The sequence below is a fragment of the Kribbella antiqua genome (assembly GCF_004345665.1).
GTDB lineage: Bacteria > Actinomycetota > Actinomycetes > Propionibacteriales > Kribbellaceae > Kribbella > Kribbella antiqua.
Genome location: NZ_SLWR01000007.1, coordinates 57,177 through 82,219, shown reverse-complemented (window position 1 = coordinate 82,219; position 25,043 = coordinate 57,177). Strand labels below are relative to the sequence as shown.

27 protein-coding genes are annotated in these 25,043 nt (G+C 67.8%); 11 read left to right on the top strand and 16 right to left on the bottom strand.

Annotation, left to right across the window (positions count from 1 at the left end):
• Positions 1–55 precede the first annotated feature (55 nt).
• A complete protein-coding gene (locus EV646_RS20445; protein ID WP_199237091.1) occupies positions 56–889 on the bottom strand; it encodes a helix-turn-helix transcriptional regulator in 834 nt (277 codons plus the stop codon).
• 99 nt (positions 890–988) lie between these two features.
• A complete protein-coding gene (locus EV646_RS20440; RefSeq protein WP_132150908.1) occupies positions 989–1,684 on the bottom strand; it encodes an EcsC family protein in 696 nt (231 codons plus the stop codon).
• Positions 1,685–1,925: 241 nt separating this feature from the next.
• On the opposite strand from EV646_RS20440, the gene aat reads away from it, so the two are divergent.
• Positions 1,926–2,597 (top strand): leucyl/phenylalanyl-tRNA--protein transferase, encoded by a 672-nt coding sequence (gene aat / locus EV646_RS20435; RefSeq protein WP_132150906.1) that lies wholly within the window; start codon positions 1,926–1,928, stop codon positions 2,595–2,597.
• On the opposite strand, the gene EV646_RS20430 is transcribed toward aat, so the two are convergent.
• Positions 2,560–3,285 carry a TetR/AcrR family transcriptional regulator gene (locus tag EV646_RS20430; protein WP_132150904.1) on the bottom strand — a complete coding sequence of 242 codons (726 nt, stop codon included), beginning with the start codon at positions 3,283–3,285 and terminating at the stop codon, positions 2,560–2,562. The two genes, aat and EV646_RS20430, sit on opposite strands and share 38 nt — an antisense overlap.
• A gap of 118 nt (positions 3,286–3,403) precedes the next feature.
• On the opposite strand from EV646_RS20430, the gene EV646_RS20425 reads away from it, so the two are divergent.
• Both EV646_RS20425 and EV646_RS20420 read left to right on the top strand, forming a co-directional pair.
• Positions 3,404–3,874 (top strand): nitroreductase family deazaflavin-dependent oxidoreductase, encoded by a 471-nt coding sequence (locus tag EV646_RS20425; protein ID WP_132150902.1) that lies wholly within the window; start codon positions 3,404–3,406, stop codon positions 3,872–3,874.
• Positions 3,875–3,930: 56 nt separating this feature from the next.
• Positions 3,931–5,004 (top strand): adenosine deaminase, encoded by a 1,074-nt coding sequence (locus EV646_RS20420; protein ID WP_132150900.1) that lies wholly within the window; start codon positions 3,931–3,933, stop codon positions 5,002–5,004.
• Positions 5,005–5,088: 84 nt separating this feature from the next.
• Here the strand turns inward: EV646_RS20420 and EV646_RS20415 are convergent, their stop codons facing one another.
• The 6 genes from EV646_RS20415 to EV646_RS20390 all read right to left on the bottom strand — a co-directional run bounded on the left by EV646_RS20415 (position 5,089) and on the right by EV646_RS20390 (position 10,396).
• The gene (locus tag EV646_RS20415; RefSeq protein ID WP_241996203.1) at positions 5,089–5,853 is read right to left on the bottom strand and encodes an ABC transporter permease; all 765 of its coding nucleotides are present in this window, start codon (positions 5,851–5,853) and stop codon (positions 5,089–5,091) included.
• On the bottom strand, positions 5,850–6,833 hold the full coding sequence (locus tag EV646_RS20410) for an ATP-binding cassette domain-containing protein (RefSeq protein ID WP_132150896.1): 984 nt from the start codon (positions 6,831–6,833) through the stop codon (positions 5,850–5,852). The genes EV646_RS20415 and EV646_RS20410 overlap by 4 nt, the downstream gene beginning before the upstream one ends.
• A 145-nt stretch (positions 6,834–6,978) precedes the next feature.
• Positions 6,979–7,674, bottom strand: coding sequence for a PadR family transcriptional regulator (locus EV646_RS20405; RefSeq protein ID WP_132150894.1), 696 nt, complete (start codon positions 7,672–7,674; stop codon positions 6,979–6,981).
• Positions 7,565–8,770 carry an acyltransferase family protein gene (locus EV646_RS20400; protein ID WP_277875124.1) on the bottom strand — a complete coding sequence of 402 codons (1,206 nt, stop codon included), beginning with the start codon at positions 8,768–8,770 and terminating at the stop codon, positions 7,565–7,567. The genes EV646_RS20405 and EV646_RS20400 overlap by 110 nt, the downstream gene beginning before the upstream one ends.
• A 253-nt stretch (positions 8,771–9,023) precedes the next feature.
• Positions 9,024–9,443, bottom strand: a complete 420-nt coding sequence (locus EV646_RS20395) for a GNAT family N-acetyltransferase (RefSeq protein ID WP_132150890.1) — start codon at positions 9,441–9,443, stop codon at positions 9,024–9,026.
• The gene (locus EV646_RS20390) at positions 9,443–10,396 is read right to left on the bottom strand and encodes a GlxA family transcriptional regulator (RefSeq protein WP_132150888.1); all 954 of its coding nucleotides are present in this window, start codon (positions 10,394–10,396) and stop codon (positions 9,443–9,445) included. Before EV646_RS20390 ends, EV646_RS20395 begins: the two co-directional genes overlap by 1 nt.
• An 82-nt stretch (positions 10,397–10,478) precedes the next feature.
• Here EV646_RS20390 and EV646_RS20385 point away from each other — a divergent pair, with 82 nt between their 5' ends.
• Positions 10,479–10,748 carry a hypothetical protein gene (locus tag EV646_RS20385; RefSeq protein WP_132150886.1) on the top strand — a complete coding sequence of 90 codons (270 nt, stop codon included), beginning with the start codon at positions 10,479–10,481 and terminating at the stop codon, positions 10,746–10,748.
• A 160-nt stretch (positions 10,749–10,908) separates the two neighbouring features.
• Positions 10,909–11,727 carry a class I SAM-dependent methyltransferase gene (locus EV646_RS20380; protein ID WP_132150884.1) on the top strand — a complete coding sequence of 273 codons (819 nt, stop codon included), beginning with the start codon at positions 10,909–10,911 and terminating at the stop codon, positions 11,725–11,727.
• A gap of 71 nt (positions 11,728–11,798) precedes the next feature.
• Here EV646_RS20380 and EV646_RS39395 read toward each other — a convergent pair whose 3' ends face one another.
• The gene (locus EV646_RS39395) at positions 11,799–11,945 is read right to left on the bottom strand and encodes a hypothetical protein (RefSeq protein WP_199237090.1); all 147 of its coding nucleotides are present in this window, start codon (positions 11,943–11,945) and stop codon (positions 11,799–11,801) included.
• A gap of 166 nt (positions 11,946–12,111) precedes the next feature.
• On the opposite strand from EV646_RS39395, the gene EV646_RS20375 reads away from it, so the two are divergent.
• Positions 12,112–12,969, top strand: coding sequence for a DNA-formamidopyrimidine glycosylase family protein (locus EV646_RS20375; RefSeq protein WP_132150882.1), 858 nt, complete (start codon positions 12,112–12,114; stop codon positions 12,967–12,969).
• Here the strand turns inward: EV646_RS20375 and EV646_RS20370 are convergent.
• A complete protein-coding gene (locus EV646_RS20370; protein ID WP_132150880.1) occupies positions 12,958–13,764 on the bottom strand; it encodes a hypothetical protein in 807 nt (268 codons plus the stop codon). The genes EV646_RS20375 and EV646_RS20370 overlap by 12 nt on opposite strands.
• 374 nt (positions 13,765–14,138) lie before the next feature.
• Here EV646_RS20370 and EV646_RS20365 point away from each other — a divergent pair, with 374 nt between their 5' ends.
• On the top strand, positions 14,139–14,462 hold the full coding sequence (locus EV646_RS20365) for a rhodanese-like domain-containing protein (protein ID WP_199237089.1): 324 nt from the start codon (positions 14,139–14,141) through the stop codon (positions 14,460–14,462).
• A 38-nt stretch (positions 14,463–14,500) separates the two neighbouring features.
• Here the strand turns inward: EV646_RS20365 and EV646_RS20360 are convergent, their stop codons facing one another.
• The 4 genes from EV646_RS20360 to EV646_RS20345 are packed head-to-tail and all read right to left on the bottom strand — an operon-like array spanning position 14,501 to position 17,301.
• Positions 14,501–15,304: a sensor histidine kinase gene (locus EV646_RS20360; RefSeq protein WP_132150878.1), complete on the bottom strand. Its 804-nt coding sequence runs from the start codon at positions 15,302–15,304 to the stop codon at positions 14,501–14,503.
• Positions 15,280–15,627 (bottom strand): hypothetical protein, encoded by a 348-nt coding sequence (locus EV646_RS20355; protein WP_132150876.1) that lies wholly within the window; start codon positions 15,625–15,627, stop codon positions 15,280–15,282. Before EV646_RS20355 ends, EV646_RS20360 begins: the two co-directional genes overlap by 25 nt.
• Before the next feature lie 18 nt (positions 15,628–15,645).
• Positions 15,646–16,818: a sensor histidine kinase gene (locus tag EV646_RS20350; RefSeq protein ID WP_132150874.1), complete on the bottom strand. Its 1,173-nt coding sequence runs from the start codon at positions 16,816–16,818 to the stop codon at positions 15,646–15,648.
• A gap of 12 nt (positions 16,819–16,830) precedes the next feature.
• Positions 16,831–17,301 (bottom strand): hypothetical protein, encoded by a 471-nt coding sequence (locus EV646_RS20345; protein WP_132150872.1) that lies wholly within the window; start codon positions 17,299–17,301, stop codon positions 16,831–16,833.
• Between the two features lie 154 nt (positions 17,302–17,455).
• On the opposite strand from EV646_RS20345, the gene EV646_RS20340 reads away from it, so the two are divergent.
• From EV646_RS20340 to EV646_RS20330, 3 genes are all read left to right on the top strand, one after another.
• Positions 17,456–18,115: a response regulator gene (locus EV646_RS20340; RefSeq protein ID WP_132150870.1), complete on the top strand. Its 660-nt coding sequence runs from the start codon at positions 17,456–17,458 to the stop codon at positions 18,113–18,115.
• Between the two features lie 136 nt (positions 18,116–18,251).
• Positions 18,252–21,629, top strand: coding sequence for a phosphodiester glycosidase family protein (locus EV646_RS20335; RefSeq protein WP_132150868.1), 3,378 nt, complete (start codon positions 18,252–18,254; stop codon positions 21,627–21,629).
• Positions 21,630–21,639: 10 nt separating this feature from the next.
• The gene (locus EV646_RS20330; protein WP_132150866.1) at positions 21,640–22,551 is read left to right on the top strand and encodes a S66 peptidase family protein; all 912 of its coding nucleotides are present in this window, start codon (positions 21,640–21,642) and stop codon (positions 22,549–22,551) included.
• Here the strand turns inward: EV646_RS20330 and EV646_RS20325 are convergent.
• A complete protein-coding gene (locus EV646_RS20325) occupies positions 22,514–24,313 on the bottom strand; it encodes a S9 family peptidase (RefSeq protein WP_241996202.1) in 1,800 nt (599 codons plus the stop codon). The two genes, EV646_RS20330 and EV646_RS20325, sit on opposite strands and share 38 nt — an antisense overlap.
• Before the next feature lie 79 nt (positions 24,314–24,392).
• Here EV646_RS20325 and EV646_RS20320 point away from each other — a divergent pair, with 79 nt between their 5' ends.
• A complete protein-coding gene (locus tag EV646_RS20320; RefSeq protein WP_132150864.1) occupies positions 24,393–25,007 on the top strand; it encodes a VOC family protein in 615 nt (204 codons plus the stop codon).
• Positions 25,008–25,043: the final 36 nt, after the last annotated feature.

The following is a 25,043-nucleotide window of genomic DNA, read 5'->3' as shown; positions in this document are numbered from 1 at the left end:
ACGCCTCACCCCAGATCCGACAAATTCCTGACGATCAGTTTGTGGGTGGTGCGCATCAGGCGGGTGCTGGGGCTCTACGGGTTCGGGTGAGGCGGGTGCGGGTTTGCTCGTCGGTGGGGGTGTCGACGAAGAGGACCAGGTCCGGGTGGGCGGGGAGCGCGAGTTCGGTGACGGTGAGGTGCAGTTCGCCGGCGGCCGGATGCAGGAGGTGGCGCGGGCGTGGGGTGCAGGGGGCGACCTCGTGGCGTGACCACAGCGCGGCGAACTCCGGGCTGAGCTTGCGCAGCCGGGCGAGGTCCGTTTCCCAATCCGGGTCGCCGACGTGTTCGCCGTACGCCGATCGCAGCCGAGCGACCAGGTAGGGAACCTCCTGGTCGTAGTTCAGCAATTGCTGCCGGGCGCGCGGCTCGGTGACGATGCACCAGAGCAGGTTCTTGTGGATGCAGGGCAGCGTGTGCCAGTCCCAGAAGAGATCGGTGGCGGCCTGGTTCGACTGGATGATGTCGAACCTGGTGTTCGTGATCAGCGCCGGCAGCGGATCCAGCGCGGCGAGGATCTCGGTGAAGACGTTCTCATTCGCGCATGCGCTCGCCTGCGGCGCCCGAACCGGCGTCGCCTCCGCCAAGCGGTAGAGGTGTTCACGCTCGATCGAGCTGAGCCGAAGGGTGGTGGCGACGGCGTCGAGCACTTGACCGCTGACGTTGATCGGGCGGCCCTGCTCGAGCCACGTGTACCAGGTGACTCCCACTCCGGCGAGCTGAGCGAGCTCCTCCCGGCGCAGACCCGGCGTACGACGACGTCCGCCGGCAGGCAGGCCGACATCCTCGGGGGACACCCGCGCGCGACGCGCCTTCAGAAATTCCCCGAGCTCAGCCCGCCGAGTACTCACTCGCGCATCCTGACACAGCCCACCGACATTTCTTGATGAGCGGCGTACGACGGAGGGGCCGGATGCCGGCGTGGGGTGCTGCCGGGCGTCGTCCTGGGTTCAGGGTTCGATGGGGCGTCGGATTCGGCGGACCAGACTCTTGTCGGCGTACTCGCCGATTCGATACGTCGACCAGCCGTCGACGCCGGCGCCGACCGCGCCGCCGAGCAATGGGACGCGGCGGGTGATTGTCAGCGCCATTCGCTTGCCGCTGATCCGGGCGATCAGCTCGGCGACCACTTCGCCGGACACCTGGCGGTCCAGCTCCGGGTCGAACACCGGCGCGGTGGCGATCGCCAGCGGAGACGTCGGCAGGCTCGACTTCTTCAGCCGGTCCAGGACGCCTTCCTCACCGAGCATGCAGGTGATCACCGCGGTCCGGACGCGCGGATCGTCGAGGTCGTACCCACGCAGATGCGCGATCGCGGCCACCATCCGTGCCTGTACGACGGCGATGCCGGTGAGATTGGCCGGGAGTGAAACCGGCAGCGTGACCAGACCGCCGACGCTGGTGACGAAACCCTGTACGCCGGCCAGCCGGATGTGCTGATCGATCACCGCATCGATCGCGAGCTGGGCGTCACCACCGGATCTACCGAGCTTCGACTCGGCGATCTGCTCGGCGCCGGGGAACCGTTGGTAGCCGTCGATCGCGATCTCGAGGATCTGACGCAGCACACCCGCTGCGGCCTGTGGAGCGAACCGCTGCGCGGCGGGCGCAAGACTACTGGCGACAAACCTGGCTACTCCGGCCACGGTGCTCCTTCCGACCCCGCCCGCGTCGGAGGCTGGGCGTGCTTCAACTCTACGTGCCTCCCCACATCCCGCCACTCGGGAGAAACCCCGGCCAACCCCGAACCGCCGCACCATCGCGTCCACGTGGGTGCCGCGAGGGCTTTACGGATAGTTCTGGTCGTTGGGCGCAGGTTTGTTTCCGATGATCGGTTGAGTCGAGGGGCGAGGGAAGCTGGGCCGCCGGGTAGGTCAGGATGGGGGTGTGCCTGTGGAACCGCTTGCTTCTTTGTGGGAGTTTCCGCCTGTGGAGGTGGCGGGGCCGAAGGACGTGGTTGCGGGTGGGGCGGATCTGGAGCCCGGCACCGTGCTTGCGGCGTACCGGCGGGGGCTCTTCCCCATGCCCGACCACCGCGGTTCGCTGCTCTGGTGGTCGCCGGTGGACCGCGGTGTGATCGAGGTCGCCGGCTACCGCCCGACGCGCTCGCTGCGCCGGGCGCGGAGCAAGTACGAGATCCGCGTGAACACGGCGTTCGACCAGGTCATCCGCGCCTGCGCCGACCCACGTCGTACTGGCGCCTGGATCGACCAAGGCATCATCGCGTCGTACACCGAACTGCACCGGCTCGGCTGGGTCCATTCAGTCGAGGCATGGGATGGCGACGAGCTGGCCGGCGGACTGTACGGCGTCGCGATCGGCGGGCTGTTCGCCGGTGAGTCGATGTTCCATCACAAGACCGACGGGTCGAAGGCGGCCGTTGCCGGGCTGATCGAGCTGCTGGACGACGAGTACGCCGAGGACCGCGTCTTCGACATCCAGTGGGTCACCGACCACCTCGCCACCCTCGGCGCGATCTCGATCCCCCGCGATCAGTACGTCCGCAAGGTCCGGCGTGCCGTCACTCTCCCACTGCCGCGAGCCTTCGCAGGCCGATGAACTCAGCCATCTGCCTGGTCGCCGCCGCGAAGAACTCGTCCGCCGGATCCATCGTCCCAACCAGCTGACCGAACAGCTCGAAGCTGATCATCCCGAACAGCTGCGTCCACGCGATCCCCACCCGCAGTAGCGTCTTCCGTGGTACGCCGGGGGCCAACTCGGCCAGCACATCCACTTGATCAGCCAGTACACCGTCGACCTCGGGAGCGCTGCGGAGCGGAGACAGCCAGCCCTCGGCGTGAGCTCGGCTCAGCAGACCGAGCAGAACGATCGGCACCCGGCTCGCCGGCTCGACCGTCGTCTGCGGGGCCTTGTATCCGGTGACCGGCGACCCGTAGATCAGGGCATACTCATGCGGATTCGCCCGAGCCCAATCCCGTACGGCGGAACACACAGCCGTCCAGGTCGCCAACGGGTCCCAGGGGTAGTCGTTCTCCGATTCCTGGGCTGCCGCCTCCGCGGTCGCGCCGAGAGCGTCGTACGCGTCGATGATGAGGGCGGTCAGGAGGTCGTCCCGGCTGGGGAAGTAGCGGTAGAGCGCCGAGGAGACCATGCCGAGCTCGCGTGAGATGGCGCGCAGCGACAGCCGCTCGGCGCCTTCGGTGGCGAGTTGGCGGCGGGCGGCGGCCTTGATCTCGTGGGTGAGCTCGGCGCGGGCCCGGTCTCGTGCGGTGCGTCCGGCGTTCATGCGACCCAGTCTGCCACAAAACCGAGAGCAGTGCTCTTGACAGTGAGCACTGTTCCAGTGTTCACTGATCACAACAGAGAGCACCGCTCTCGCAAAGAGTCGAGAAAGGCATCCCGCCATGGAGTTCACGCAGGAGTACAACGAGAAGCGCCTGGTCACTGCCGGCGAGGGCAGCATGCGGATCTTCAACCGGATCGTCGCCCGCCTGACCAAGCTCGGCATCAGCCTGATGGGCAGCCGCGTTCTGTCGGTCCGGGGCCGGAAGAGCGGCGACTGGCGCAGTACTCCGGTCAACCTCCTCGTCCTCGACGGCCAGCGCTACCTGGTCGCCCCGCGCGGTCACACCCAGTGGGTCCGCAACCTGCGAGCGAACACCGAGGGACGGCTCCAGCTCGGCCGCAAGATCGAGACATTCCGCGCCGAAGAGCTCGCCGACGCCGACAAGCCCGAAATCCTCCGCCTCTACCTCAAGAAGTGGGCCTGGGAAGTAGGCACCTTCTTCGGCGGCGACGTCCGCGCCGACTCCCCGCTCGAGGTCCTCCTCCACGTAGCCCCCGGCGTCCCAGTGTTCAAAATCCACGCAGCCTGACGTACCTCTCCCAGGCTGTTCGGGTGGTTGTGCGGTTGGCCTGACAAGATGGCGGGATGATCAGTCCGGAGCAGTTGGTCGAGGCGCCGAAGGTTTTGTTGCATGACCATCTGGATGGTGGTTTGCGGCCGGAGACCATCGTGGAGTTGGCGCGGGAGATCGGGCACGAGTTGCCGCGGAGCGACTCGGCCGAACTGGGGCAGTGGTTCGTGGAGTCGGCGGACTCCGGGTCGCTCGAGCGGTATCTGGAGACGTTCGATCACACCGTGGCGGTGATGCAGAACGCCGAGGCGATCACCCGAGTCGCGAGTGAGTGTGTGCAGGATCTGGCCGCGGACGGGGTGGTGTACGCCGAGATCCGGTACGCGCCCGAGCAGCACCTGCGCGAGGGGCTCAGCCTGGAGCAGGTGGTGGAGGCGGTGCGCGCCGGCTTCGAGCACGGGATGGCGAACGCCGAACGCCCGATCGTCGCGCGGCAACTACTGACCGCGATGCGGCACCAGGCGCGGTCGATGGAGATCGCGCGCCTCGCGGTCGCCTATCGCGACGCCGGGGTGGTCGGGTTCGACATCGCCGGGGCGGAGGCGGGCTACCCGCCCACCCGGCACCTGGACGCGTTCGAGTACCTGCAGCGCGAGAACGCCCACTTCACCATCCACGCCGGCGAAGCGTTCGGGCTCCCGTCGATCTGGCAGGCGATCCAGTGGTGCGGCGCGGACCGGCTTGGCCACGGCGTCCGCATCATCGACGACATCACGTACGACGAAACTGGTGAAAAGGCTGAGCTCGGCCTACTGGCGGCGTACGTCCGGGACCGCCGGATCCCGCTCGAGATGTGCCCGAGCTCGAACCTCCAGACCGGCGCGGCCACGTCGCTTGCCGAACACCCGATCGGCCTGCTCGCCAAACTCCGCTTCCGCGTCACCGTCAACACCGACAACCGCCTGATGAGCGGTACGTCGATGAGCCGCGAACTCGCCCTGCTCGCCGAGGCCTTCGACTACGGCCTGGCCGACTTCCGCTGGTTCGCCATCAACGCGATGAAGTCCGCCTTCCTCCCCTTCGACGAACGCCTCACCATCATCGACGAGGTCATCAAACCCTGGTACACCAAAGCCCTCGCCGGCTGAGGTTGTGATGGCGAGAGTTCGGTACGCCGGAGGTGGCTGAGCTGTTGACCGAGGGGGCGGCGGCTATGGAATGCAAGAGACCCGTCAGATCGAGCGCTGGTAGGTGCGGAAGGCTCGAGTGGAAAGCCAGCCGACGATCAGCGTGAAAGCGACCAAATACAACCCGTGACGGGCCACCGACGACCAGTCCGGAGCGGCCGACAACGCCTGGCGCGCGGCGAGAGCGGCCCAGTCGACCGGGTTGAAGCGAGCCGCGACGTTGACCCAGTGAGGGGCCACCCGAGGATCGATCATGATCGACGACATGAACGTCAGCGGCAGCGAGACGAACTGGAAGATCCCGATCAGAGCCTCGTCCTGCCGAGTCAGCAGCGCGACCGCGTTCGACAGCGACCCGAACGCCGTACCGACCAACATCGCCGCAAAGACAGTGATGGCATAACCACCGGCACCACCGTCGTACCGAGCACCCGCGGCGAAGCCGATCGCGAACACCAGGATGGTCTGGATCACCGTCGTGGTCGCGTTGCTGATCAGCTGGCCCGCCATCAGCCCGCCGCGACTGACCGGCGACGCGAGCATCCGGTCCATCACGCCGCGCTCCATGTCGGCGATGAACGTCGTACCGCTCCAGCCGCTGTTCATCAGCGCGGTCATCATCACGATGCCCGGCGTCAGGAAGGCGATGTACGACGAGTCGCCGAACCCCGGGATGTTCACCACCCCCCGGAACAGCTGGCCGAACAGCAGCAACCAGATCGCGGGCTGGACCAACGTGAAGGCGATCAAGGCCGGCTGCCGGTACTGCGCCCGCAGCCAGCGGCCGGTGATCAAGGTGGTGTGAGTCACGCCGCCTCCCCTTCGACGGAACGGAAAGATCGGCCGGTGTAGCGCAAATACACATCGTCCAGCGACGGTCGCGACACCGTCACCGCCGTCACCGGAACCGCCTTGTCCTCAAGGGCTCCCAGTACGGCGGGAACCGCGGTCGCGCCGTGGTCGACACGCGCCCGCAAAACATTGCCCTCGACAACAATCTCGCCGACGCCGGGCAGATCGGACAGCAGCCGATGCACCAAACCATCCGTGTCCGGAGAGACCAGCTCGACGTGCACGGAGTCGCCGCGCAGCTCCGCCTTCAGTGCCTCAGGGGTGCCTTCGGCAACGACCTTGCCATGGTCGACAATCGCCAGCTGATCGGCCAGCCAGTCCGCTTCCTCAAGATAGTGCGTGGTGAGCAACACGGTCAGGCCTTCGTCACCCGACAGCCGGCCGACCTCGTTCCAGAGCTCCGCGCGCGCTTCCGGATCGAGCCCGGTCGTCGGCTCGTCGAGAAACAGTACGCGCGGCCGATGCACCAGCCCGAGCGCGACGTCGAGCTTGCGCTGCATCCCGCCGGAGTACGTCTTGACCGGACGATCGCCGACCGCGGTCAGCTCAAACCGCTCGAGCAACTCGGAAGCACGTCGGACCGCCAAGGACCGCGACAGCCCGTAGATCCGTCCACTCAGCACCAGGTTCTCGACCCCGGTCGCCAGTGGATCGGAGCTCGACTTCTGCGGCACGTAGCCGATCGAGCGTCGTACCTGCTCCTGCGAGCGATTGACGTCGTACCCGACCACGCGCGCCGTGCCGGAGTCGGCGCGGGACAAGGTGGTGAGGATCTTGACGGTGGTGGACTTGCCGGCGCCGTTCGGGCCGAGCAGACCCAGTACGACGCCCTCCGGAACGCTGAAGGTGAGACCGTCGAGCGCGCGCAGGCGTGGTTTCTTGCGGCCGGCCGGGTACGTCTTGACCAGGTCGACCGCTTCGAGGGCATCCGTAGCCATGTGCTGACTCCCTTGTGGTGATGGGAGCCGATCCGCGGCTGGCTATCCTGATGAGTGCGCCTTGGGTGCCAGGTCTGCGGACCGACTCGAGGAACTGCGGCCCTTGACCCCGTGGTGTTGCCGCACCTGGGGTCGAGGGCCGTCTCTATCTGGCTTCCGGCGGGATCGCCTGCATCCAGGCGAACTCCGTCCCGAAGTACTTGACCGGATCCTTGAGTTGATCGACTGGAGCGATCCCTTCCTCCTCGTACAGCTTCCAGGCCTTCCGCCAGAACGCCGAACCGTCCAGCCGGTCGCTCCGGATCTCCTCGGCGAGTTGATGGACGTACGACGACTCGGCCTTCAGCAGCGCCAGCCGGAACTCCGACTCGACCCAGAAGATGCGCGGGAAGTCGATCGACGCCATCTGCTCATGAGCCGCGACGATCTCCTCGATCTCCGCGTCGACCGCCTTGAGCCGCTGCTCGAGCAGCTCGGCCACCCGATCGGGCGGCAGGCCAGGGAGGTAGGCGAGACCGGCCTCGAGCGGATGGAACTCGCGGGCCGGCGTCCCGATCAGCTCGGTCAACCAGTCGGCGAACTCCTCCTGGCCGCTCTTGGTGATCTGGTACACCGTCCGCTCCGGCCGGTTGCCTTCCCGGATCGTCTCCAGCGCCTCGATGAACCCGTTCTTCTCCAGTGCCGAGACGACGGAGTAGAGCGAGCCGTAGTTCAGCTTGATGCTCTGGTCTTTACCGCGGGCCCGCAGCAACGTGGAGATCTCGTACGGGTGCATCGGCCGCTCGACCAGGCTGCCGAGCACGGCGAACGCCAGCGGGTTGCTCACCTTCCGCCGGGCCATCCGACACCTCCCCGATCTCAATTACTCGAAATCGAGTATTAGCGGGCGGGTATCCGATGTCAAGTATCTCTCGCCGACGCCGACGACGCAGCGGCCGCCTGATCCTGGCCAGCCACCGAGCGCCCGTGGTCGTCAAGAACTTGTACGCCGGCTGCTCGACGTACTTGGTCAAGAGCCACGCCAGTACGACGACTGCCGCCACTGTGCCCATGATCTGCCCGAGCCGCCCAACCCCCAGCTTCATCAGCCAGTAGGCGATCACGTACCCGCCCTCCTGATTCATCAGGTAGACGCCGAAGGAGATCTTGGCCAGGAACTGGATCTGCCTGCGGACCGGGGTGAACACCAGCCAGTCCGGACCACGAGTCGCCAGGACGACGACTGCGGTGAGCAGCCCGAAGCCCACCGAGGAGTGCAGGTCCGCGGTGTGGGCGAATTGCGCATACATAGTGGCGACGAGAAGCAACGCCAGATGCGGCAAGCCGATCCGGCGCTGTGCCCACAGCCAGATTCCGATGCCGATGGCAAACAGTTGCAGCCGATGCAGCCCGAGGCCGTTCCAGGCCATCTGGATCCAGAGCGGTGAATGCAGGATCCGGTCGTTCCACTGCAGGATCACCGGTACGACGATCATTGCCCAGAGCAACACCTTGATCCGCCGGCCTACGCCAACGCCCGCCGGCCAGAGCAGCGCCGCGAACGTGAACGCCATCAGTTGCAGCGGCAACGTCCAGTACGAACCGTCGATCAAGCTCACCGAGGGGTCGAACGACGCCGTCAGCAACAGGTTCGCCCACAGATCACGCGTCGTCGGCTGTCCCCACTCGGCCGGCCTGAACAACACCAGGATCGCGAACGTGAACAACACCGCGACCGCGTACGGCGGCAGCAGCCGGGAAACCCGGGACCACCACCACAGCCCGGTGGAGCCCTTCCGGATGGTGACGCAGATGAAGTACGCGCTGATCACCAGCAGCGTGCTGGCGCCGACCTGCATCGGGTAGCTGTACAACGGTTCGCCCAGCTCAGGATGCAGGACTGGGCCCTGAAAAGTCGTGTGATGAAACACAACGGCAGCTACGGCAAGGACGCGCACGACGTCCCAACTGAGCCGCCGGGGAGGCCTTACCACGAGTCGCTCCAATACCAGTGCCTCGTCAAGGAACGTTCGGCACCTTTAGCGGCGCCCCAGACGCCCGCTGGCGGCGTTGTCGTCGTCGCGCAATGCTCCGCATTGCTCTCCTCCTCCGCCTTGCCAGCGAACGACTGGACCACCGCTAAAGGCACCAACGCCCCTCGACGAGGCACACGCTCGTTCGTTCGCTTCGGTCGCCCCCCGGCTCGTCCCGTCAGCTCAAAGGCTTCACCCAGCGAGACCATTCGGGTTGTGGCGCGTACCCGGCAGCGTGCCAGGCGCCGTGGGCCTGAGTGTTGTCGTCCAGCACCATCGCGTCCGCACGCGTTCCGCCGTACGACGTGAATCGCTCTTCAGCCAGTGAGATGAGCTGCCGGCCGATGCCTTGGCGACGGTGGGTCGGGGCGACGGCCAGCCGGTACAGATGGCAGCGCCAGCCGTCCCAGCCGACGATGATCGAGCCGACGACGGCTTCGTTGTCCACGGCAACGATCAGGGCGTCCGGATCGCGTGCGATCAGCCGCAGTACGGCGTCGGACGAGTCCGGTGGACGGTGTGCGTCCTCAGCGGCGGTGGCCCAGAACTTCATCACGTCGTCGGCATCGGCCGCGACGGCGTTGCGGTATTCGACCATCAGCCTGCGGTTCGGAAGGTACGGCGGTAATCCTGTGGCGGCACGCCGACTACTCTACGGAAGTGGTGCCGCAACAGCGCAGCCGTCCCGAATCCTGACTCCGACGCGATCTGCTCGATGCCCATCCGCGTCTGCTCCAGCAGGGTTCTCGCCCGCAGGACGCGCTGGGTGGTAACCCATTTCAGCGGCGTCGTCCCGGTCTCGGCGACGAACCGCCGGGCGAACGTCCGCTCCGACATCTGCGCCCGCCGAGCCAGCGCCGGGATCGTGTGGTCGATGGTCAGATTGTCGACCATCCAGTCGAGCACCGGCTGCAGGCTCTCGCCCGTCGACTCGGGCACGGGGACCTCGACGTACTGGCGCTGACCGCCGTCGCGCTGTGGTGGGACGACCATCCGGCGGGCGATCCGGGTCGCGACCGCGCTGCCGAGCTCGCGCCGGACCAGGTGCAGGCAGGCGTCGATGCCGGCCGCGGTGCCGGCGCTGGTGATGATGTTGCCGTCGTCGACGAACAACACATCCGGGTCCAGCTTCGCGGTGGGGAACTGCGTGGTGAACTTGTCGACATAGCGCCAGTGGGTCGTGCACTGCCGCCCGTCGAGCAGGCCGGCCGCGCCGAGCACGAATGCGCCGGAGCACACCGTCAGCAGGATCGCCCCACGTGCCTCGGCTCGACGGAGCGCCTCGAGGATGCGCTCGTCGTACTCGTGCCGCCAGGTGGTCGCCGGGATCCCGATCAGGTCGGCGTCCTCGAGCTCCTCCAGCCCGTACGGCGCGACCACCTGGGAGTGGCTGCTGGTCTGCAGCGGTTCGCCCGGCCGGGTCGAGCACACTTTGAAGTCGAACGGGGGCACACCGTCATCGGTCCGGTCGATGCCGAACACCTCGGCCAGCACGCCGAACTCGAACAGGGCCACGTCCTCCATCAGGACGACGGCGATCTTTTCCAGCATTCCGCCAGTATGGCAGAAATTTGTGGAACTCTGTCAATACTGCCAATGGTGGCTGGATCTGGTTGGTAGCATGATTACTGCCATGACCGGATTGATTCTTCTCGCAGTACTCGCACTGGCCGTGATCGCAGCCCTCGAGCTCAGCAACAGGCGTCACTCCACCGGTCTCGCGACCGGCACACGTGGCTCCTGGGTGACCGACGACCGTGATCTGGCCCGGACCAAGCTGGACCTGCTCGCCCTCGGCGGCGCGGCCCAGCCCCTCAACCACAAGCCCGCGTCGACCCCCGGCACCATCCACGCCATCCACCGGGCGCGCACCCTCACTCACCACGGCCGGCACGCGGCCTGAGCAGGTTGCTCCCGGCGCCACCGGGACACGGCACCGGGACCCAACCCATAAGACCGCCGGGGATCTCCTCCCCGGCGGTCTTTCACGCCCTGGACTTTCACCTGCTCCGACGGCGGTAATTAGGGGGCGGGGGCAACGGACGGTATGGGAGGGTCGGGCCGTGATTGACTACCGGGATGTGAATCGGGCCAGTTGGGACGAACGGGTGCCGGCTCACGTGGCATCACCCGACTACCACGTGAAGCAGTTCGAGGCGGATCCGGAGTACCTCAGCGGCGTGGTCCGGTTCGATGTGCCCAGGCTGGGCGACATTTCCGGGCTGCGGGGTGTGCACCTGCAGTGCCATATCGGCACCGACACGGTTTCGCTCGCCCGGCTCGGCGCCCGGATGAGCGGTCTCGACTTCTCGCCGCCGGCGATCGAGCAGGCTCAGTCGCTCGCGGATCGGCTCGGGCTGCCGGTCGACTTCCATGTCGCCGATGCGTACGACGCTGTCGAGGTGCTCGGCGCGTCGTACGACTTGGTCTATACGGGAATCGGCGCGATCTGCTGGCTGCCGGACATCGCGCGCTGGGCGCGGACCGTCGCCGGCCTGCTGAAGCCGGGTGGGCGGTTGTTCCTGCGCGAGGGTCACCCGATGCTGTGGGCGCTCGACTCGGCGCCGGAGGATCCGGTGCTGAAGCATCCCTACTTCGAGACCGAAGAGGGGATCATCTGGAACGAGGGCGGGACGTACGTCGAGACCGACGTGGAGTTCACCGCGAACACGACCCACGAGTGGAACCACGGCCTGGGCGAGATCATCACGGGGCTGCAGAACGCCGGCCTGGTCTTCGACTCACTCACCGAACACGACAGCTCGCCGTGGAACGCGCTGCCCGGTCTGATGACCGTGGACGAGGCCGGCGAGTGGCGCCTGACCCGCAATCCCCACCGCCTGCCCGCGACCTACACGCTCCAGGCTCACCTGCCGGCTTGATCGCACGCTTCAAGCCCGGCGGCGCGGAACCTCCGCGCTCCGCCGGGCTGAAGCTTGGCCAGAACGAATCGCTAGTGCGCCCCGCCGCGACGCTGCTGCACCTTCTGGAACGCGTCCTTGATCTTGCGCTGGTTCTCAGGCTTGCTGAGCTCGCGCTGCGCGATCTGCGCCAGCTTGGCGACGACCGCACCCTTGACCAACGTCTTCACAAACCCCATCAGGGCCTCCCTACTCTCTTGCCCTAAGACGCTACCGCCCACCGTCAACAAACACCTGCGGGTTCACCCCACGAACCCCCTGTTCCCACCCTGAAGCCCCGATCCGCGGGCCGGTGGATCGAGGCTTCGGCCGGAAAATGTCCGTGGCGTCAGGCACACTGGGACGGTGCCTGAGTTGCCGGAGGTCGAGTCGCTGGCGGGGTTCCTGCGGGAGCGAGCCGTCGGGCGGGCGTTCGTACGCGCGGACATCACGGCGATCAGTGCGCTGAAGACCTACGACCCGCCGATCTCGAGCCTGGTCGGATTGCTGATCGACGACGTACGGCGGCATGGGAAGTTCCTCGACATCGAGGCGCAGGGCGTGCACCTGGTCATCCATCTGGCCCGGGCCGGGTGGTTGCGCTGGAAAGAGGAGCAGTCGACCACGTTGGTGCGGCCCGGCAAGGGGCCGATCGCGCTGCGCACGGTGCTGGACGACGGCTCCGGTTTCGACCTGACCGAAGCCGGCACGCAGAAGAAGCTCGCGGTGTACGTCGTCCGCGACCCGGCCGAGGTGCCCGGGATCGCGCGGCTCGGGCCTGACCCGTTCACGCTGTCGCTGGAGGACTTCAGCGAGATCCTCAAACGCGAGGGCCGCGTGCAACTCAAGGGCGTCCTGCGGAATCAGTCGGTGATCGCCGGCATCGGCAATGCGTACTCCGACGAGATCCTGCACGTCGCCAAGATGAGCCCGTTCAAACCGGCGTCCAACCTGTCCGAGGACGAGCTGCAGATCTTGTACGAGGCGATGCGCGACACCCTCAAGGACGCGGTCGACCGGTCGGCCGGGCTCGCCGTGCAGGATCTGAAGTCGGAGAAGAAGTCCGGTCTGCGCGTGCACGGCCGCAAGGGTGAGAAGTGCCCGGTCTGCGGCGACATCGTCCGCGAGGTCAGCTTCCACGACTCGTCCCTGCAGTACTGCGCCACCTGCCAGACCGGCGGCAAACCACTCGCCGACCGCCGACTGTCGAAGCTACTGAAGTAAGTACGGCGCTGATGCCGAGCGGCGGCCGGCATCGAGTTGGACCCGGAGTTCGCCGGATCCGCTGACGGCCGCCGGCCAGCTGACGGACGCACCCGGTCTGAGGTCCTCGAAGGCCCATCGGCAGCGCCCGGTAGGCAAGGGCAGCACCGCCTCGCCGTGCGCGACCGTACGCCCGAAGTTCGTCACGACGACCGACACTCCACCGTCGGCCGGATGAATCGACGCCACCACCGTCCCCACCGGCGCCACCAGAATCCGCCGTACCGAAGCTGCCTCGACCGTCAACGGAACCACCAGCCCAGCCGGCACGGCGAACGGCCCGACGGTCCGACCGAGATCGGGTACGACGTACGACTGGTGCGCCAGCTCAACCCGCGAATCCCCGTCGGCATCCCCGAACACCCGTACAGCGACGTCCGCGGAGCGGCGGGCGACGAGGTGTGACGTCGCACCGGTCGGGGTGAGCACCCAGACGCCGTCAGCGTGGGCGGTGACGGTGTCGGGCGGGACGATCCGCAGCTTGCCTTGCAGAGCGACGCGGACGATCGAGGCGCCGGAGACGGAGTCAGAGTGGGGCAGCCGGACGACCAGGTCGTCGCCGTCGCGGCGCCAGGTCAGGGCTCTGCCGGTGCCGTCCTCGACGACGTGGCGCGGGGTGGTGGCGAGACCGGGCAGACGTACTTCGTGATTGGCGGGCCGGCGGGTGATCCGGAGTAGCAGCTCGCAGCTGCGCAGCACAGCCTCACCCCAAGGTTGCGGTCCGAACTCGCCGGGGATGCCCTGAATCAGTGCCAACGACCGTCGCCTCCTTCATCTGACATTCGGCAATCGGCCGGGTGCGTGTCAACGCACGATCCACGCCTCGGGCAACCGCCTTCCCACCGCCCGCCCACCACTCCCTCCGCCACCGAAGCCACCGTGCCCGCCGAAAGCCCTCACCACTGAAGCCACCGTGCCCGCCGAAAGCCCTCACCACTGAAGCCACCGTGCCCGCCGAAAGCCCTCGCCACCGAAGCCACTGTGTCGAGTGAAAGGAGTTGGGTGCTGGCCAACCCTTTCCGCAGGCCAGGTGACTTCACTCGAGTGGACCGGCGTGCCCGAGTTGCCTGCATCGGCTGAGATCTGCAGGTGGAAGGTGGGCGGGTTGTGAGCTCTGCCATGATTTAGGCATGTTCCAGAACCAGGAGATTCCGTCGGTCGTGGTGGCCGACTTGGACGATGCCTTGCTGGCCGAGGCGTTCGTATTGGATGTGCGTGAGCCGGACGAGTGGGACCGCGGACACATCGAGGGTGCGAACCACATCCCGCTCGGTGAGCTGCAGGAGCGGGTCGGAGAGGTGCCGCTGGACCAGAAGGTGCTGTGCGTCTGCGCGGTCGGCGGCCGCTCCGGAATGGCAACGCAGTACCTGAACCAGCTAGGCCGCGAGGCCGTGAACCTCGACGGCGGCATGCACGCCTGGCAAACCTCGGGCCGCCCCGTCAGCACTGCCTGACGACACCCGCGACGAACTTGGCACGTCGGGTTCGAGGGTCACCCTCGGCGACCTCGAACCCGGCGACCGTCCGGCAGGGTCGCCTCGACCCGCCAGCCGCCGCCGGGGGTCGGTCCGGCGACCAGCCGGCCACCCAGTTCTTGCACACGTTCCCGCAGCCCGACCAGCCCATGACCCGTGCCGGCCAGACCTGGCCGCTCCTGGATCGAGTGATCGTTCTCGACGCTGACGATCATTTCCCGACCTGCCCCGTTGACCAGCACCCGCACGGCCGCCCCCGGCGCGTAGCGGAGCGCGTTGGTCAGACTCTCCTGGACGACGCGAAAGGCGACCTGGGCGGTCGGAGCGGCCAGGCCATCGCCTTCTCCCTCGAACCGGCAGGACACGTTCAGCCCGCCACGTGCGGCCCGGGTCACTACCTCCTCGATCAGCGACAGATCCGGGCCTCCGACTTCTGTTCCGCCGAGCAGCTCGACGAGCCGCTGCAGGTCGTCATGGCCCTGGCGCGCCGACTCCGCGATGGCGGCGAAGGCCTGTCTGGCCCGGTCCGGGTCATGGTCGACCAGCCGCTGCCCCGCCGCGGCCTGGATGACCATGACGCTGATCGCGTGGCCGACGATGTCGTGCAACTCCGACGCGATCCGGGCCCGCTCACGGCGTACGGCGAGATCGGCGAAGAGCTCGCGTTCCTCCTCCAGCTCCCGGCCGCGCTGGGCCAGCGCGTCGGCTGCCTCCCGGCGTAGCCGCAGGATCGTGCCCGCGAAGAAGCCGGGAACGCTGAACATCACCAACGCGACCGCGCTGGTGTTGCCGAGGATCAGCCAGAGAACAAACAGATACACCACCAGACCGAACCCGACCACCCACGCGGCGCGGCCGGGCCAACCCAAAGCTGCCACCTCGCGAGCAGCGCCATGATCGCGAACGCGGTGTCAGGGAACCAGCCGTAATCGCCGAGCAGAGCGACCAGCAGCCAGGCCGCACCGCCCAGAACGGCGACCAGACGGGGATGCTCCCGCCACCACAGCAGCGTGAGCCCGCTCGCCAGCAAGAGTGCGGTGAAGGCGTTCCCAGCGACCGTGGTCGGCCAGCCGTGGATCGCCGTCGGCAGAGCGGCGACGAGGGCCACGAGGACGACGATCCCTACCCGCTCCAGTCTGTGCACGCGCCGAACCCCCTCGGATCAGCCGAGGACGGGCAACTGGGGCACGGCGCCCGCGCGGCCCCGGGCGACCTTCACGTCGACCGAGCCACCGAGTAGCTTGGCGCGCTCCCGAGCACGGGCGACGGCCGCCTTCAGATCCGCGGCTTTGTCCACCAGGCCGTTCACCCGGATCTCGAGGGCATCGGCCTCGAACCGCACCGCGACCTCGATCGGGGTGTCGGCCTGGTCGGCGAGCGCGGTGATCAAGTGCTCGACGATGCGGTACGCCGAGAGTTCGACCGACGCCGGCAATACCCGGGGGTTGCCCGTCACGGTCAGCCGCGAGCGTCCGGTGCGAAGCCGTGCGAGCAGCGTGTCGAGGTGGGCGACGGTCGGCACCGGCGCCAGGGCCGCGTCGTCGCCGCGGAGCAGACCGACGATCTCACGCATGTCGTCCAGGGTCTGCCGGCTGCGGGACTCGATGGATTCCAGCACCGCCTTCGCCTGCGCCGGCGGGAGCCCGTCCGCCGACTCCGCAGCCGTCGTCAGCTGGGAGAGCCGCTCTTGCAGCAGTCCGTCGAGTTGCTGGGAAAGCAGCGCCCGGTCATCCGCGACCTCCAGCGCGGCACGTTCGTCGCGGAGCCTCCGCAGTTCCGCTTCGCGAACCTCGAGCTCGCGGTTCAGCGCGGTCCGGTGCCGGGCGGCCCGGCCGACACCGAAGACGACCGCCAGGACGGGCAAAGCGAGCAGTACGGCGCCCGGACCGGTGGTGGCATCCACGACCAGCACGAGCACGGTCAGCAAGGAGACGAGCGCGGCGATGATCCACGCAGTCGCGCGCTCGGACACGAGTGCGCCGAGAAACGCCAGTACGAACGCGAGTGGGAGGCCGGCGCCGCAGCGAGTCACCCAGCCGAAGATGACGTCATGCAGCGCCATCACCACGACGGAGACTGTGGTGACGGCGACGACGTTGCGCCGCCACCACAGCACCGGAATCGCGGCGCCGGCGAAGACCGGGATCATCCAGACTGAATGCGAACTCATCGGGTGCGCCATCGACCCCTCCGCGATGGCTGCCCGGACCTGATCGTCGGACGTCCCGATGTTGGACCACATCAGGTAGACGCCGAGCGCGGTGAGGCCTCCCGCGAGTAGCCAGTCACGGACCTTGATGCCGCGACTGTGTCCTTGCTGATTGGCCTCACTCATCACTTGACCCCCTCAGGCGGCCGCGCGCTCGTTGACCACTGCGACACGCGCGGACTGCTTGGTGACTCGATTCTGCACGAGCACGCCGATGCCGTAGAAGAGCGCGATGCCCGGAAGGGCAATCGCCAGGCCGCCCGCGACGGTGTCGATCGACGCGTCCCTGACCAGCATGACGACCTGCAGTACAACGAGGCCGGCGAGCCCCGTCACGTGGTTCCGCCAGGCCCCGGCGAACCGGGCGACGGCGTACGCCAGGGCGAACGCCAGCGGGATGACGACGCCGCAGCGTGTGATCCAGCCGAACGCGGGCAGCGTGACGAGCAGGAAGACCGGCAGGATCGCCCACGAGGTCGTCGAGAGCTGGTGCGGCAGATCCTCGTCCGTCAGCGAGATGTTCTCGTACATCAGGAACGCACCCGCTGCGGTCATGAGGCCGGCCAGCAGATAGTCGAAGGGCCGGATCCCCCTGAAGATTGCGTTCATCGCTTTTCCTTTCCCTCCGGGTCACCCCTGGACCCTGATGCTGCGACGGTAGATTCCGGCGCGCGTCAACCACGTCTGGCGGCAGGACGATTGGCGTCCTCCGCAGGGATGACGGCAGTCGCCAGAGGGATGACCCGCCGGGCACAATCGCGGTGTGTCCGAGAAGATCCGCGTGCTCGTCGCCGACGACCAGACCCTCGTCCGCACCGGCTTCCGGGTGATCCTGGAGGCCGAGGGCGACATCGAGGTGGTCGCCGAGGCGGACACCGGAACCGAGGCGATCCGTCAGGCCCAGCTGGCCGAGCCCGATGTGATCCTGATGGACATCCGGATGCCGGAACTCGACGGCCTGTCGGCCACCGAGGCGATCCGGCGCCAGCCGAACCCGCCGACGATCATCGTCCTCACCACGTTCGACCAGAACGAGTACGTCTACCGCGCGCTGCGCGCCGGTGCGGCCGGGTTCCTGCTCAAGGACTCGCCGTCGACCCGGCTGATTGCCGCCGTACGCGCGGCAGCCACCGGTGACTCGTTGATCGAGCCGGCGATCACTCAGCGGTTGGTGGAGCGCTTCGTCGAGCCCGCAAAGCCGCAGGGTCTGCCCCAGGAGCTGGCCTCGCTGACCGAGCGCGAGCTCGACGTACTGCGGTTGATCGCGCGCGGACTGTCGAACGCGGAGATCGCCGCCGAACTGGTCGTGGCCGAGACGACGGTGAAGACGCACGTCGCGCGGGTGCTGACCAAGTTGCGCGTCCGCGATCGCGTCCAAGCCGTGGTGCTTGCTTACGAGACCGGGTTCGCCGGCGGCCAGTAGTGAGAAAAACCTTCCGATTGAAGCTGGGAGACGTTACTTTGTCACCGGTCGGTTGACCGGCGTACATCTGTGTCTCATGTGGCGGTAGAGCGCACGGCGTCGGATGGCCGCGTCCGTCCACGCTGGGGAGGCTGCTATGTCGCTCTACCGAACTCTGACCACTGCGCTCGGAGTGGGCGGCCTGCTCGCAGGTGCCGCCCTGACTCCGGCCTTCGCTCAACCGCAGGCCGAGCCGCAGCTCATCCCCGATGCCGCGATCGCCGGCGACGGGCTGGTGGCGAGCCGCGAGGACAGCCCGGTCGCGCCGGGCGTGAACTACACGTCGTTCGAGCGCCTGGATCCGAAGGGCTGGCTCCGCGGCGACATCCTCGCCGCCGACCTGGACAAGCACGGCGTGACCGTCGACTACGTCAACACCGGCAAGGTCTCCGGTGGTACGCCGCTCAGCCAGCAACTCGCCCGGAAGGGCGCGATCGCCGGCGTCAACGGTGACTTCTTCGACATCAACGACACCACCGCGCCGCTCGGCGTCGGCATCGAACGCGACGGCCGGCTGATCAACGCACCGGCGGCCGGGCACAACGACACCGCGGTGATCGGCAAGGACGGCCTCGGCCGGATCGCGCAGCTCTTCCTGCAAGGCAGCGCGACCGACGATGACGCGACCAAGCTCGAGCTGACCAACCTCAACTCGCCGACCGTCAACTCCGGCGGCATCGGCCTCTACACGCCGGAGTGGGGCGACGCGGCCCGCACCAGGACCGTCGACGGCCTCCCGACCGTCCGCGAGGTGATCCTTCGCGACGGAGTCGTCGTCTCGTCTGCGACCACTCCGGGCACCACTCCACTGGCCGCGAACGAGCAGGCGTTGATCGGCCGCGAGGCCGGCGCCGAGTCGCTGGCCGCCTTCGAAATCGGCGACAAGGTCGAGGTGCAGTACGGCGTACGCCCGGACGCGGCGGACGTCGCGGTGGGTGTCAGCGGCAACTACCAGCTCGCCAAGGACGGTGTGGTCCCGGCCGACGTTCCGGATGCGGACCTCGCGCCGCGGACCGCGGTCGGCTTCGACGCCGACGGCAGCCGGATGATCCTGCTCACGGTCGACGGACGCGCCACTGGTTCGCGGGGTCTGTCCCTGAAGGAGATGGGCCAGCTGATGATCCGCCTCGGCGCCGACGACGCCCTGAACCTGGACGGCGGTGGTTCGTCGACGATGCTGGCCCGCTCGCCGGGCGAGGCGTCGCCCCAGGTGGTCAACGATCCATCCGACGGCGGTGAGCGGGTAATTCCGAACGGACTCGGTCTGCTTCCGGTCAAGGGTTCAGGCAAGCTCACCGGCTTCCAGATCGAGGCTGCCGGCACCTCGGCCGAGGACGCCGACGCGGACCTGTCCCGCAGCTCCCGCGTCCTGACCGGTCTCAGCCGTGTCCTCACCGCGACCGGCCACGACGAAACCTACGCGCCGGCGACGGGTACGCCGTACTGGTTCGCCGGGAGCAATGTCAGGGTCGACCAGCAGGGTGTGGTGATTGGCCGGAAGGCTGGTGATGCAGTGGTGTCGGCAGTTCGCGGTACGGCGCTCGGCCGGTTCCCGCTGACGGTTCTCGGTACGCCGATCCGGCTGGCGCCGTCGACGCGGCAGGTGTCGTTGTCCGACGCAACCTCCAAGGGCAACTTCTCGATCGACGGATACGACGCCGACGGCTTCTCGACCTGGGTCGAACCGCGCGACGTGACGCTCGCTTACGACCCGGCCATGGTCAAGGTGGTTGCTAAAGGCAATGGATTCGAAGTGAATGCCCTCAGCAACGACGCCGTGTCGACTGTGATCACCGCGAAGGTGGGCGATCTGACCACGCAGCTCAGTGTTACGTCCGGCCTGAGCAGCACGGTGATCGACGAGGTCGACGACCTGTCGCGCTGGGCGGCGAACGCCGTACCGGCCGGAGCGGCGACGGCGTCACGGTCCGCGGCGGAGGGGCACGATGGTGGGCAGGCGATCGCGCTCGACTACTCGCTGACGGGCACTACGGCGACGAGGGCGGCGTACCTCTCGGTGACGCCGCAGCTGACGCTGCCTGGTCAGCCGCAGAAGCTGGGAGCGTGGGTCTACGGCGACGGCAAGGGTGCGTGGTTGCGGGCGAACGCCTACACCGCGGCCGGCGGTTCGCCGCAGACGCTGAACATCGCGGCGTCGGTGGATTGGACCGGCTGGAAGTACGTCGAGGCCGACATCCCGCCGGGGTTGGCGATGCCGCTGCGGTTCTGGCGGATCTACGTCGTGGAGACGGTGCCGACCCGGCAGTACTCGGGCCGGATCATCGTCGACGACCTGACCCTGCGCGGTGCGCCGCCGGTGGACATGGCGCCCGCGGCGAAGGTGGTCGACCCGCTCGTGGTCACGGACGGGACCGTGGCAACGGGCGGCCGGTGGCGCTTCGCTGTCATGTCGGACGCGCAGTTCACCGCGGACGACCCGAACTCCGACTTCGTGAAGCAGGCCCGGCGGACGATCCGCGAGGCACTCGCGCAGAACCCGGACTTCCTGGTGATCAACGGTGACTTCGTCGACCGCGGTTTCGCCAATGACATCGCCTTGGCGAAGCAGATCATCGACGAGGAAGTCGCGGGCAAGGTGCCGGTGCATTACGTGCCGGGCAACCACGAGAGCTACGGGCCCGGCGATCTGTCCGAGTGGACGAAGGTCTTCGGGCCGCCGACCAGCACGTTCGACCACAAGGGGACGCGGTTCATCCTGCGTGATTCGTCGCTCGGGTCGCTGCGAGCGGGTGGATTCGCGCAGATCATGGACCTTCGCAAGCAGCTGGACGAGGCTGCGACCAGCAAGTCGATCCGCAACGTCGTGGTGATGGCGCATCACCCGATCAACGACCCGTCGCCGACCGCCAACTCGCAGCTCGGCGACCGCAAGGAAGCTCAGCTGCTGGTCAAGTGGCTGGCGGACTTCCGGGCTTCGACCGGCAAGGGTGCGGCGTACATGGCGGCCCACGCCGGTACCTTCGCGGCGAGCCGGACGGACGGCGTACTGCTGCCGCTGACCGGCAACTCAGGCAAGGGCCCGGCGTCCGCACCGGACGACGGCGGCTTCACCGGATGGGCGCTGGTCGGGATCGACCCCAAGGCGGGTGCTGCCCCAGCCGGTGAGCGGCAGTGGTCGGCGCCTGAGCGCTCCTGGTTCCAGGTGGAGATGCGCCCGCATGTGGACTCGCTCGAGCTCACCGCTCCCGCGACGCTCCACCGTGGCGAGACCGGCACGGCTGCGGCGACCTTCGTACAGGAGGCTCGCCGGGTGCCCGTGGCTTACCCGGTGTCGTCCGACTGGTGGGGCTCGTCGCTGCTGCACATCGGTCCGGCTCGCACCGCTCCGTTCTGGGCCGTGGCGTCGTACGACCCCTCGACCGGCCAGGTAACCGCGCTGCGTCCGGGCACAGTCCAGCTGGGGGTCACTGTCAACGGGGTCTCCAAGACCGCCACGATCGAGGTCAGTTGGTAGCGTCTTCGGCGTGACTGACGTGAGGGTGCCGCGGCCACTCGTGGCTGGAGACCGGGTGGCCGTGGTGGCGCCGTCGGGGCCGATTCGGCCGGAGCGGCTGGAGATCGGGACGCAGTACCTCAAGGAGTGGGGCCTTGAGGTCGAGGTGATGCCGTCGGTGCTGGCTGGGCACGAGGGGCTGGACTACCTGGCTGCTGAGGACAAAGCACGCGCCGAGGACCTGCGGAACGCCTGGCTGGACTCCAGCTTTCCGGCGGTGTTCTGTGCCCGTGGTGGGTACGGCGTGCAGCGGATGCTCGAGTACGTCGACTTCGACGAACTGGTGGCGCTGCCGAAGTGGTTCGTCGGGTTCAGCGACATCACTGCGCTACACGAGCCGCTGAACGCGCGTGGGCTCGTCACGATCCACGGACCGATGGCTGCCGGGGTGGAGCAGTTGGGCAACGCGGTCGGACGCGAACGGCTGCGCGCGCTGCTGTTCGAGCCGCAGAGCGTCACCGACCTGCTCGATGGTGCGTTGACTGTGGTCGATGGTGTCGCCGAGGGACGCCTGCGTGGCGGCAATCTCGCGTTGCTCGCGTCGAGCATCGGTACGCCGACCTACGCGCCGCCCGCGGGTGTCGTCGTACTGGAGGACGTCAACGAGGACGCATATCGGGTGGACCGGTTGCTGACCCAGTTGCTGCGAGCCGGCTGGTTCGACCAGGTCACCGGCATCGTGGTCGGGGACTTCAGCGAAGCGAGCGACATCGAGGTGGTGGTCGCCGAGCGGCTCGAGCCACTCGGCGTACCGATGGTGGACAGTGTTGCGATCGGGCATGAGGCGCTGAACCTGGCCGTACCGCTGGGACTGCCGGTGCGGCTCGATGCGGCCGCGCGGACCCTCACTCCGCTGTGGTCAGGTGCTCCCGCAGGAAGGTGAAGGCCTTCGGGTAGGCGTCGAGCTTGTTGTCCAGCTTGGCGAGGCCGTGGCCCTCGTCTGAGTAGACGAGCAGCTGGCAGGGGATGTCTCGCTTGGCCAAGGCCTCGGTGATCTGCTCGGCCTCCGACAGTGGCACCCGCGGGTCATTGGCGCCATGGATGACGAACAGCGGTGCGCGGATGTCGTCGACTCGGCTGAGCGGACTCGCTTCCTCGAGGAAGTCCCGGTCGGTGGCCAGGTAGCCGTACTCGCGTTCGCGGGTCGCTCGCCGGTAGTCAGAGGTGTTCTCCAGGAACGTCACCAGCGAGGCGATCCCGACGATGTCCACACCGGCTGCCCACAGCGTCGGCTGGAACGCGAGACCGGCCAGCACCATGTAGCCGCCGTACGAACCACCCCACAGCGCCGCACGAGAAGGGTCGAGGCCGATCGACGGCAGCCAGGCGTGGATCGCGGCCAGGTCCTTGACCGAGTCCAGCCGCAGCTCCCGGTCGTCCAGCGAGTACCAACGCTTCCCGTACGACGCTGAGCCGCGAACGTTCGGTACGACGACCGTGTGGCCCTCTGCAGCGAGTGCGGCGACCACCGGGTTCCAGTTGCGCATGGCCGCGCCCTCGGGACCACCGTGCACGTGGACGATGGTCGAACCCAGGTCAGGCCCGGTCGGACGGTAGACGAACACCGGCACTTGCTCACCGTCGAACGACGGCACTCGATAGCTCTCCGGATGCGTCAGCTCAGCGGGCAGCTCCGGCATCCCAGGCGGTCGCATGGCAACCACCTCGCCGCTCGCCAGCGTGTAGCGGTACACAGTCGGCGGCTCGACCGACGAGCCGTAAGTCAGCACCGCGAAGGAGCCGTCGGGCGACCACAGCGGGTCCGGAGTCATCATGGCCCGCGCTGCCGTACCGCCCGCAGGCAGATCGAGTGGCGCGACCAGTGCGCCGTCCGCAAGCTTGTGCAGCTCCAACGACACGACGCCGTCGTCTGTCACCGCCACCAGCAGGTGCTCGCCGTCCGGGCAGACCCAGCCGGCCAGGTCGCGCTCGTCGTCCACCAGCAGGTCTGACCAGGCCGCAGCGTCGAGGTCATAGCGCCGTACCGCCAACCGGTCCCGCCCCGCGTTGCTGGAGACGACGAACCCGGAGGAGTCCGGCAGCCACGACACCGCCTGCTGGTCGTTGTGAGCGTCGTACGGTGTGAGCTCGGTGACGGCTCGGCTGGTCGTATCCACGAGCAGGAGCTGCATGGAGTTCGCCGGGGCACTGGCCAGCGACAGCACGACCCACTTGCCGTCCGGGGACGGCTTGACGCCCATCACCCAGCCGCCGCCTTCGTACACCACTCTCTCGACTCCGGTGGACAGCGCCCGCGCCACCAGGTCGAAGTCGGTCCCATTGCGCCGGTTGGTCGTGTACAGCACGCGATCCGGCTTGGCGTCGACCGGGTTGTGCTTGAACGCGCGGTCGTGGACAAGCGCCACGAGGGCTGGCGGCGCACTCTGGTCATCCAGGTCGAGCATGGACAGCTGACCGCGCTCGCTGCCGCCGAAGTCGTGTTCGACGACGACCCGGCTGCTGCCCGGGACGAACCGCGCAGTCCGGACGGTGTCGTCGAGTGCGGTGAGCGCCCGCCAGGACCCGTCCGGCATCACTTCGTTGATCTGCCTGGTGCCGGTCCCGTCGTACAGGACCAGCAGGCGGCCTTCGTCGTCGACGTCGAGGGCCATCGTCGTGGGCAGCGAGAAGAAGTCCGTCAGCACGCTTCATCCTCACACGTCAGCGGTCAACTGGTCAGGAATCAAGAAGCTCCGATCGCCCAGCCGCCATAGCGTGATGGACATGGCATCCATCGAATTCGTCACCCTCGACGTGGCCGACATCACGGCCGCCAACCGCTTCTACACCGCCGCTTTCGGGTTGGACACGCAGCTGCGCCTGCGGGCCTCGGAAGCACCCACCTCCGGCTTCCGTGGCTTCACCCTGGCGCTCACGGTGTCCCAGCCGGCCAACGTCGACAGCCTCATCAACGCCGCGCTCGAGGCCGGCGCCACCACGCTCAAGCCCGCCACGAAGTCGCTCTGGGGGTACGGCGGCGTCGTACAGGCGCCGGACGGTGCGATCTGGAAGGTCGCGACCTCGGCCAAGAAGGACACCGGCCCTGCCAGCAAGCAGATCGACGAGTTCGTGGTCCTGCTGGGGGTCGCGGACGTGGCCGCGAGCAAGAAGTTCTACGTCGACCAGGGCCTTGCCGTGGGGAAGAGCTTCGGCCGCATGTACGTCGAGTTCGCGTCGAGTCCCGTCAAGCTGGCGCTGTACAAGCGGCGCGCGCTTGCGAAGGACCTCGGCGTCTCACCTGAGGGCACCGGGTCGCACCGGCTCACGATCGGCGGCGGGGCCTTCACCGACCCGGATGGCTTCGCCTGGGAGACCGCCTCACTGGCGGCCACGCCCTGAAGGGTGCGGCGGTCAGCCGGATCAGCTGACCGCCGC

Excerpts from the sequence above, each read along its gene's own strand:
- EV646_RS20395 (WP_132150890.1), bottom strand. The coding sequence starts at position 9,443 with ATGGTCGAATACCGCAACGCCGTCGCGGCCGATGCCGACGACGTGATG.
- EV646_RS20390 (WP_132150888.1), bottom strand. The coding sequence starts at position 10,396 with ATGCTGGAAAAGATCGCCGTCGTCCTGATGGAGGACGTGGCCCTGTTC.
- EV646_RS20320 (WP_132150864.1), top strand. The coding sequence starts at position 24,393 with ATGGCATCCATCGAATTCGTCACCCTCGACGTGGCCGACATCACGGCC.
- EV646_RS20350 (WP_132150874.1), bottom strand. The coding sequence starts at position 16,818 with ATGAGTGAGGCCAATCAGCAAGGACACAGTCGCGGCATCAAGGTCCGT.
- EV646_RS20385 (WP_132150886.1), top strand. The coding sequence starts at position 10,479 with ATGACCGGATTGATTCTTCTCGCAGTACTCGCACTGGCCGTGATCGCA.
- EV646_RS20405 (WP_132150894.1), bottom strand. The coding sequence starts at position 7,674 with ATGGCCCGGCGGAAGGTGAGCAACCCGCTGGCGTTCGCCGTGCTCGGC.
- EV646_RS20365 (WP_199237089.1), top strand. The coding sequence starts at position 14,139 with ATGTTCCAGAACCAGGAGATTCCGTCGGTCGTGGTGGCCGACTTGGAC.
- EV646_RS39395 (WP_199237090.1), bottom strand. The coding sequence starts at position 11,945 with ATGGGGTTTGTGAAGACGTTGGTCAAGGGTGCGGTCGTCGCCAAGCTG.
- EV646_RS20420 (WP_132150900.1), top strand. The coding sequence starts at position 3,931 with ATGATCAGTCCGGAGCAGTTGGTCGAGGCGCCGAAGGTTTTGTTGCAT.
- EV646_RS20335 (WP_132150868.1), top strand. The coding sequence starts at position 18,252 with ATGTCGCTCTACCGAACTCTGACCACTGCGCTCGGAGTGGGCGGCCTG.
- EV646_RS20345 (WP_132150872.1), bottom strand. The coding sequence starts at position 17,301 with ATGAACGCAATCTTCAGGGGGATCCGGCCCTTCGACTATCTGCTGGCC.
- EV646_RS20425 (WP_132150902.1), top strand. The coding sequence starts at position 3,404 with ATGGAGTTCACGCAGGAGTACAACGAGAAGCGCCTGGTCACTGCCGGC.
- EV646_RS20430 (WP_132150904.1), bottom strand. The coding sequence starts at position 3,285 with ATGAACGCCGGACGCACCGCACGAGACCGGGCCCGCGCCGAGCTCACC.
- EV646_RS20410 (WP_132150896.1), bottom strand. The coding sequence starts at position 6,833 with ATGGCTACGGATGCCCTCGAAGCGGTCGACCTGGTCAAGACGTACCCG.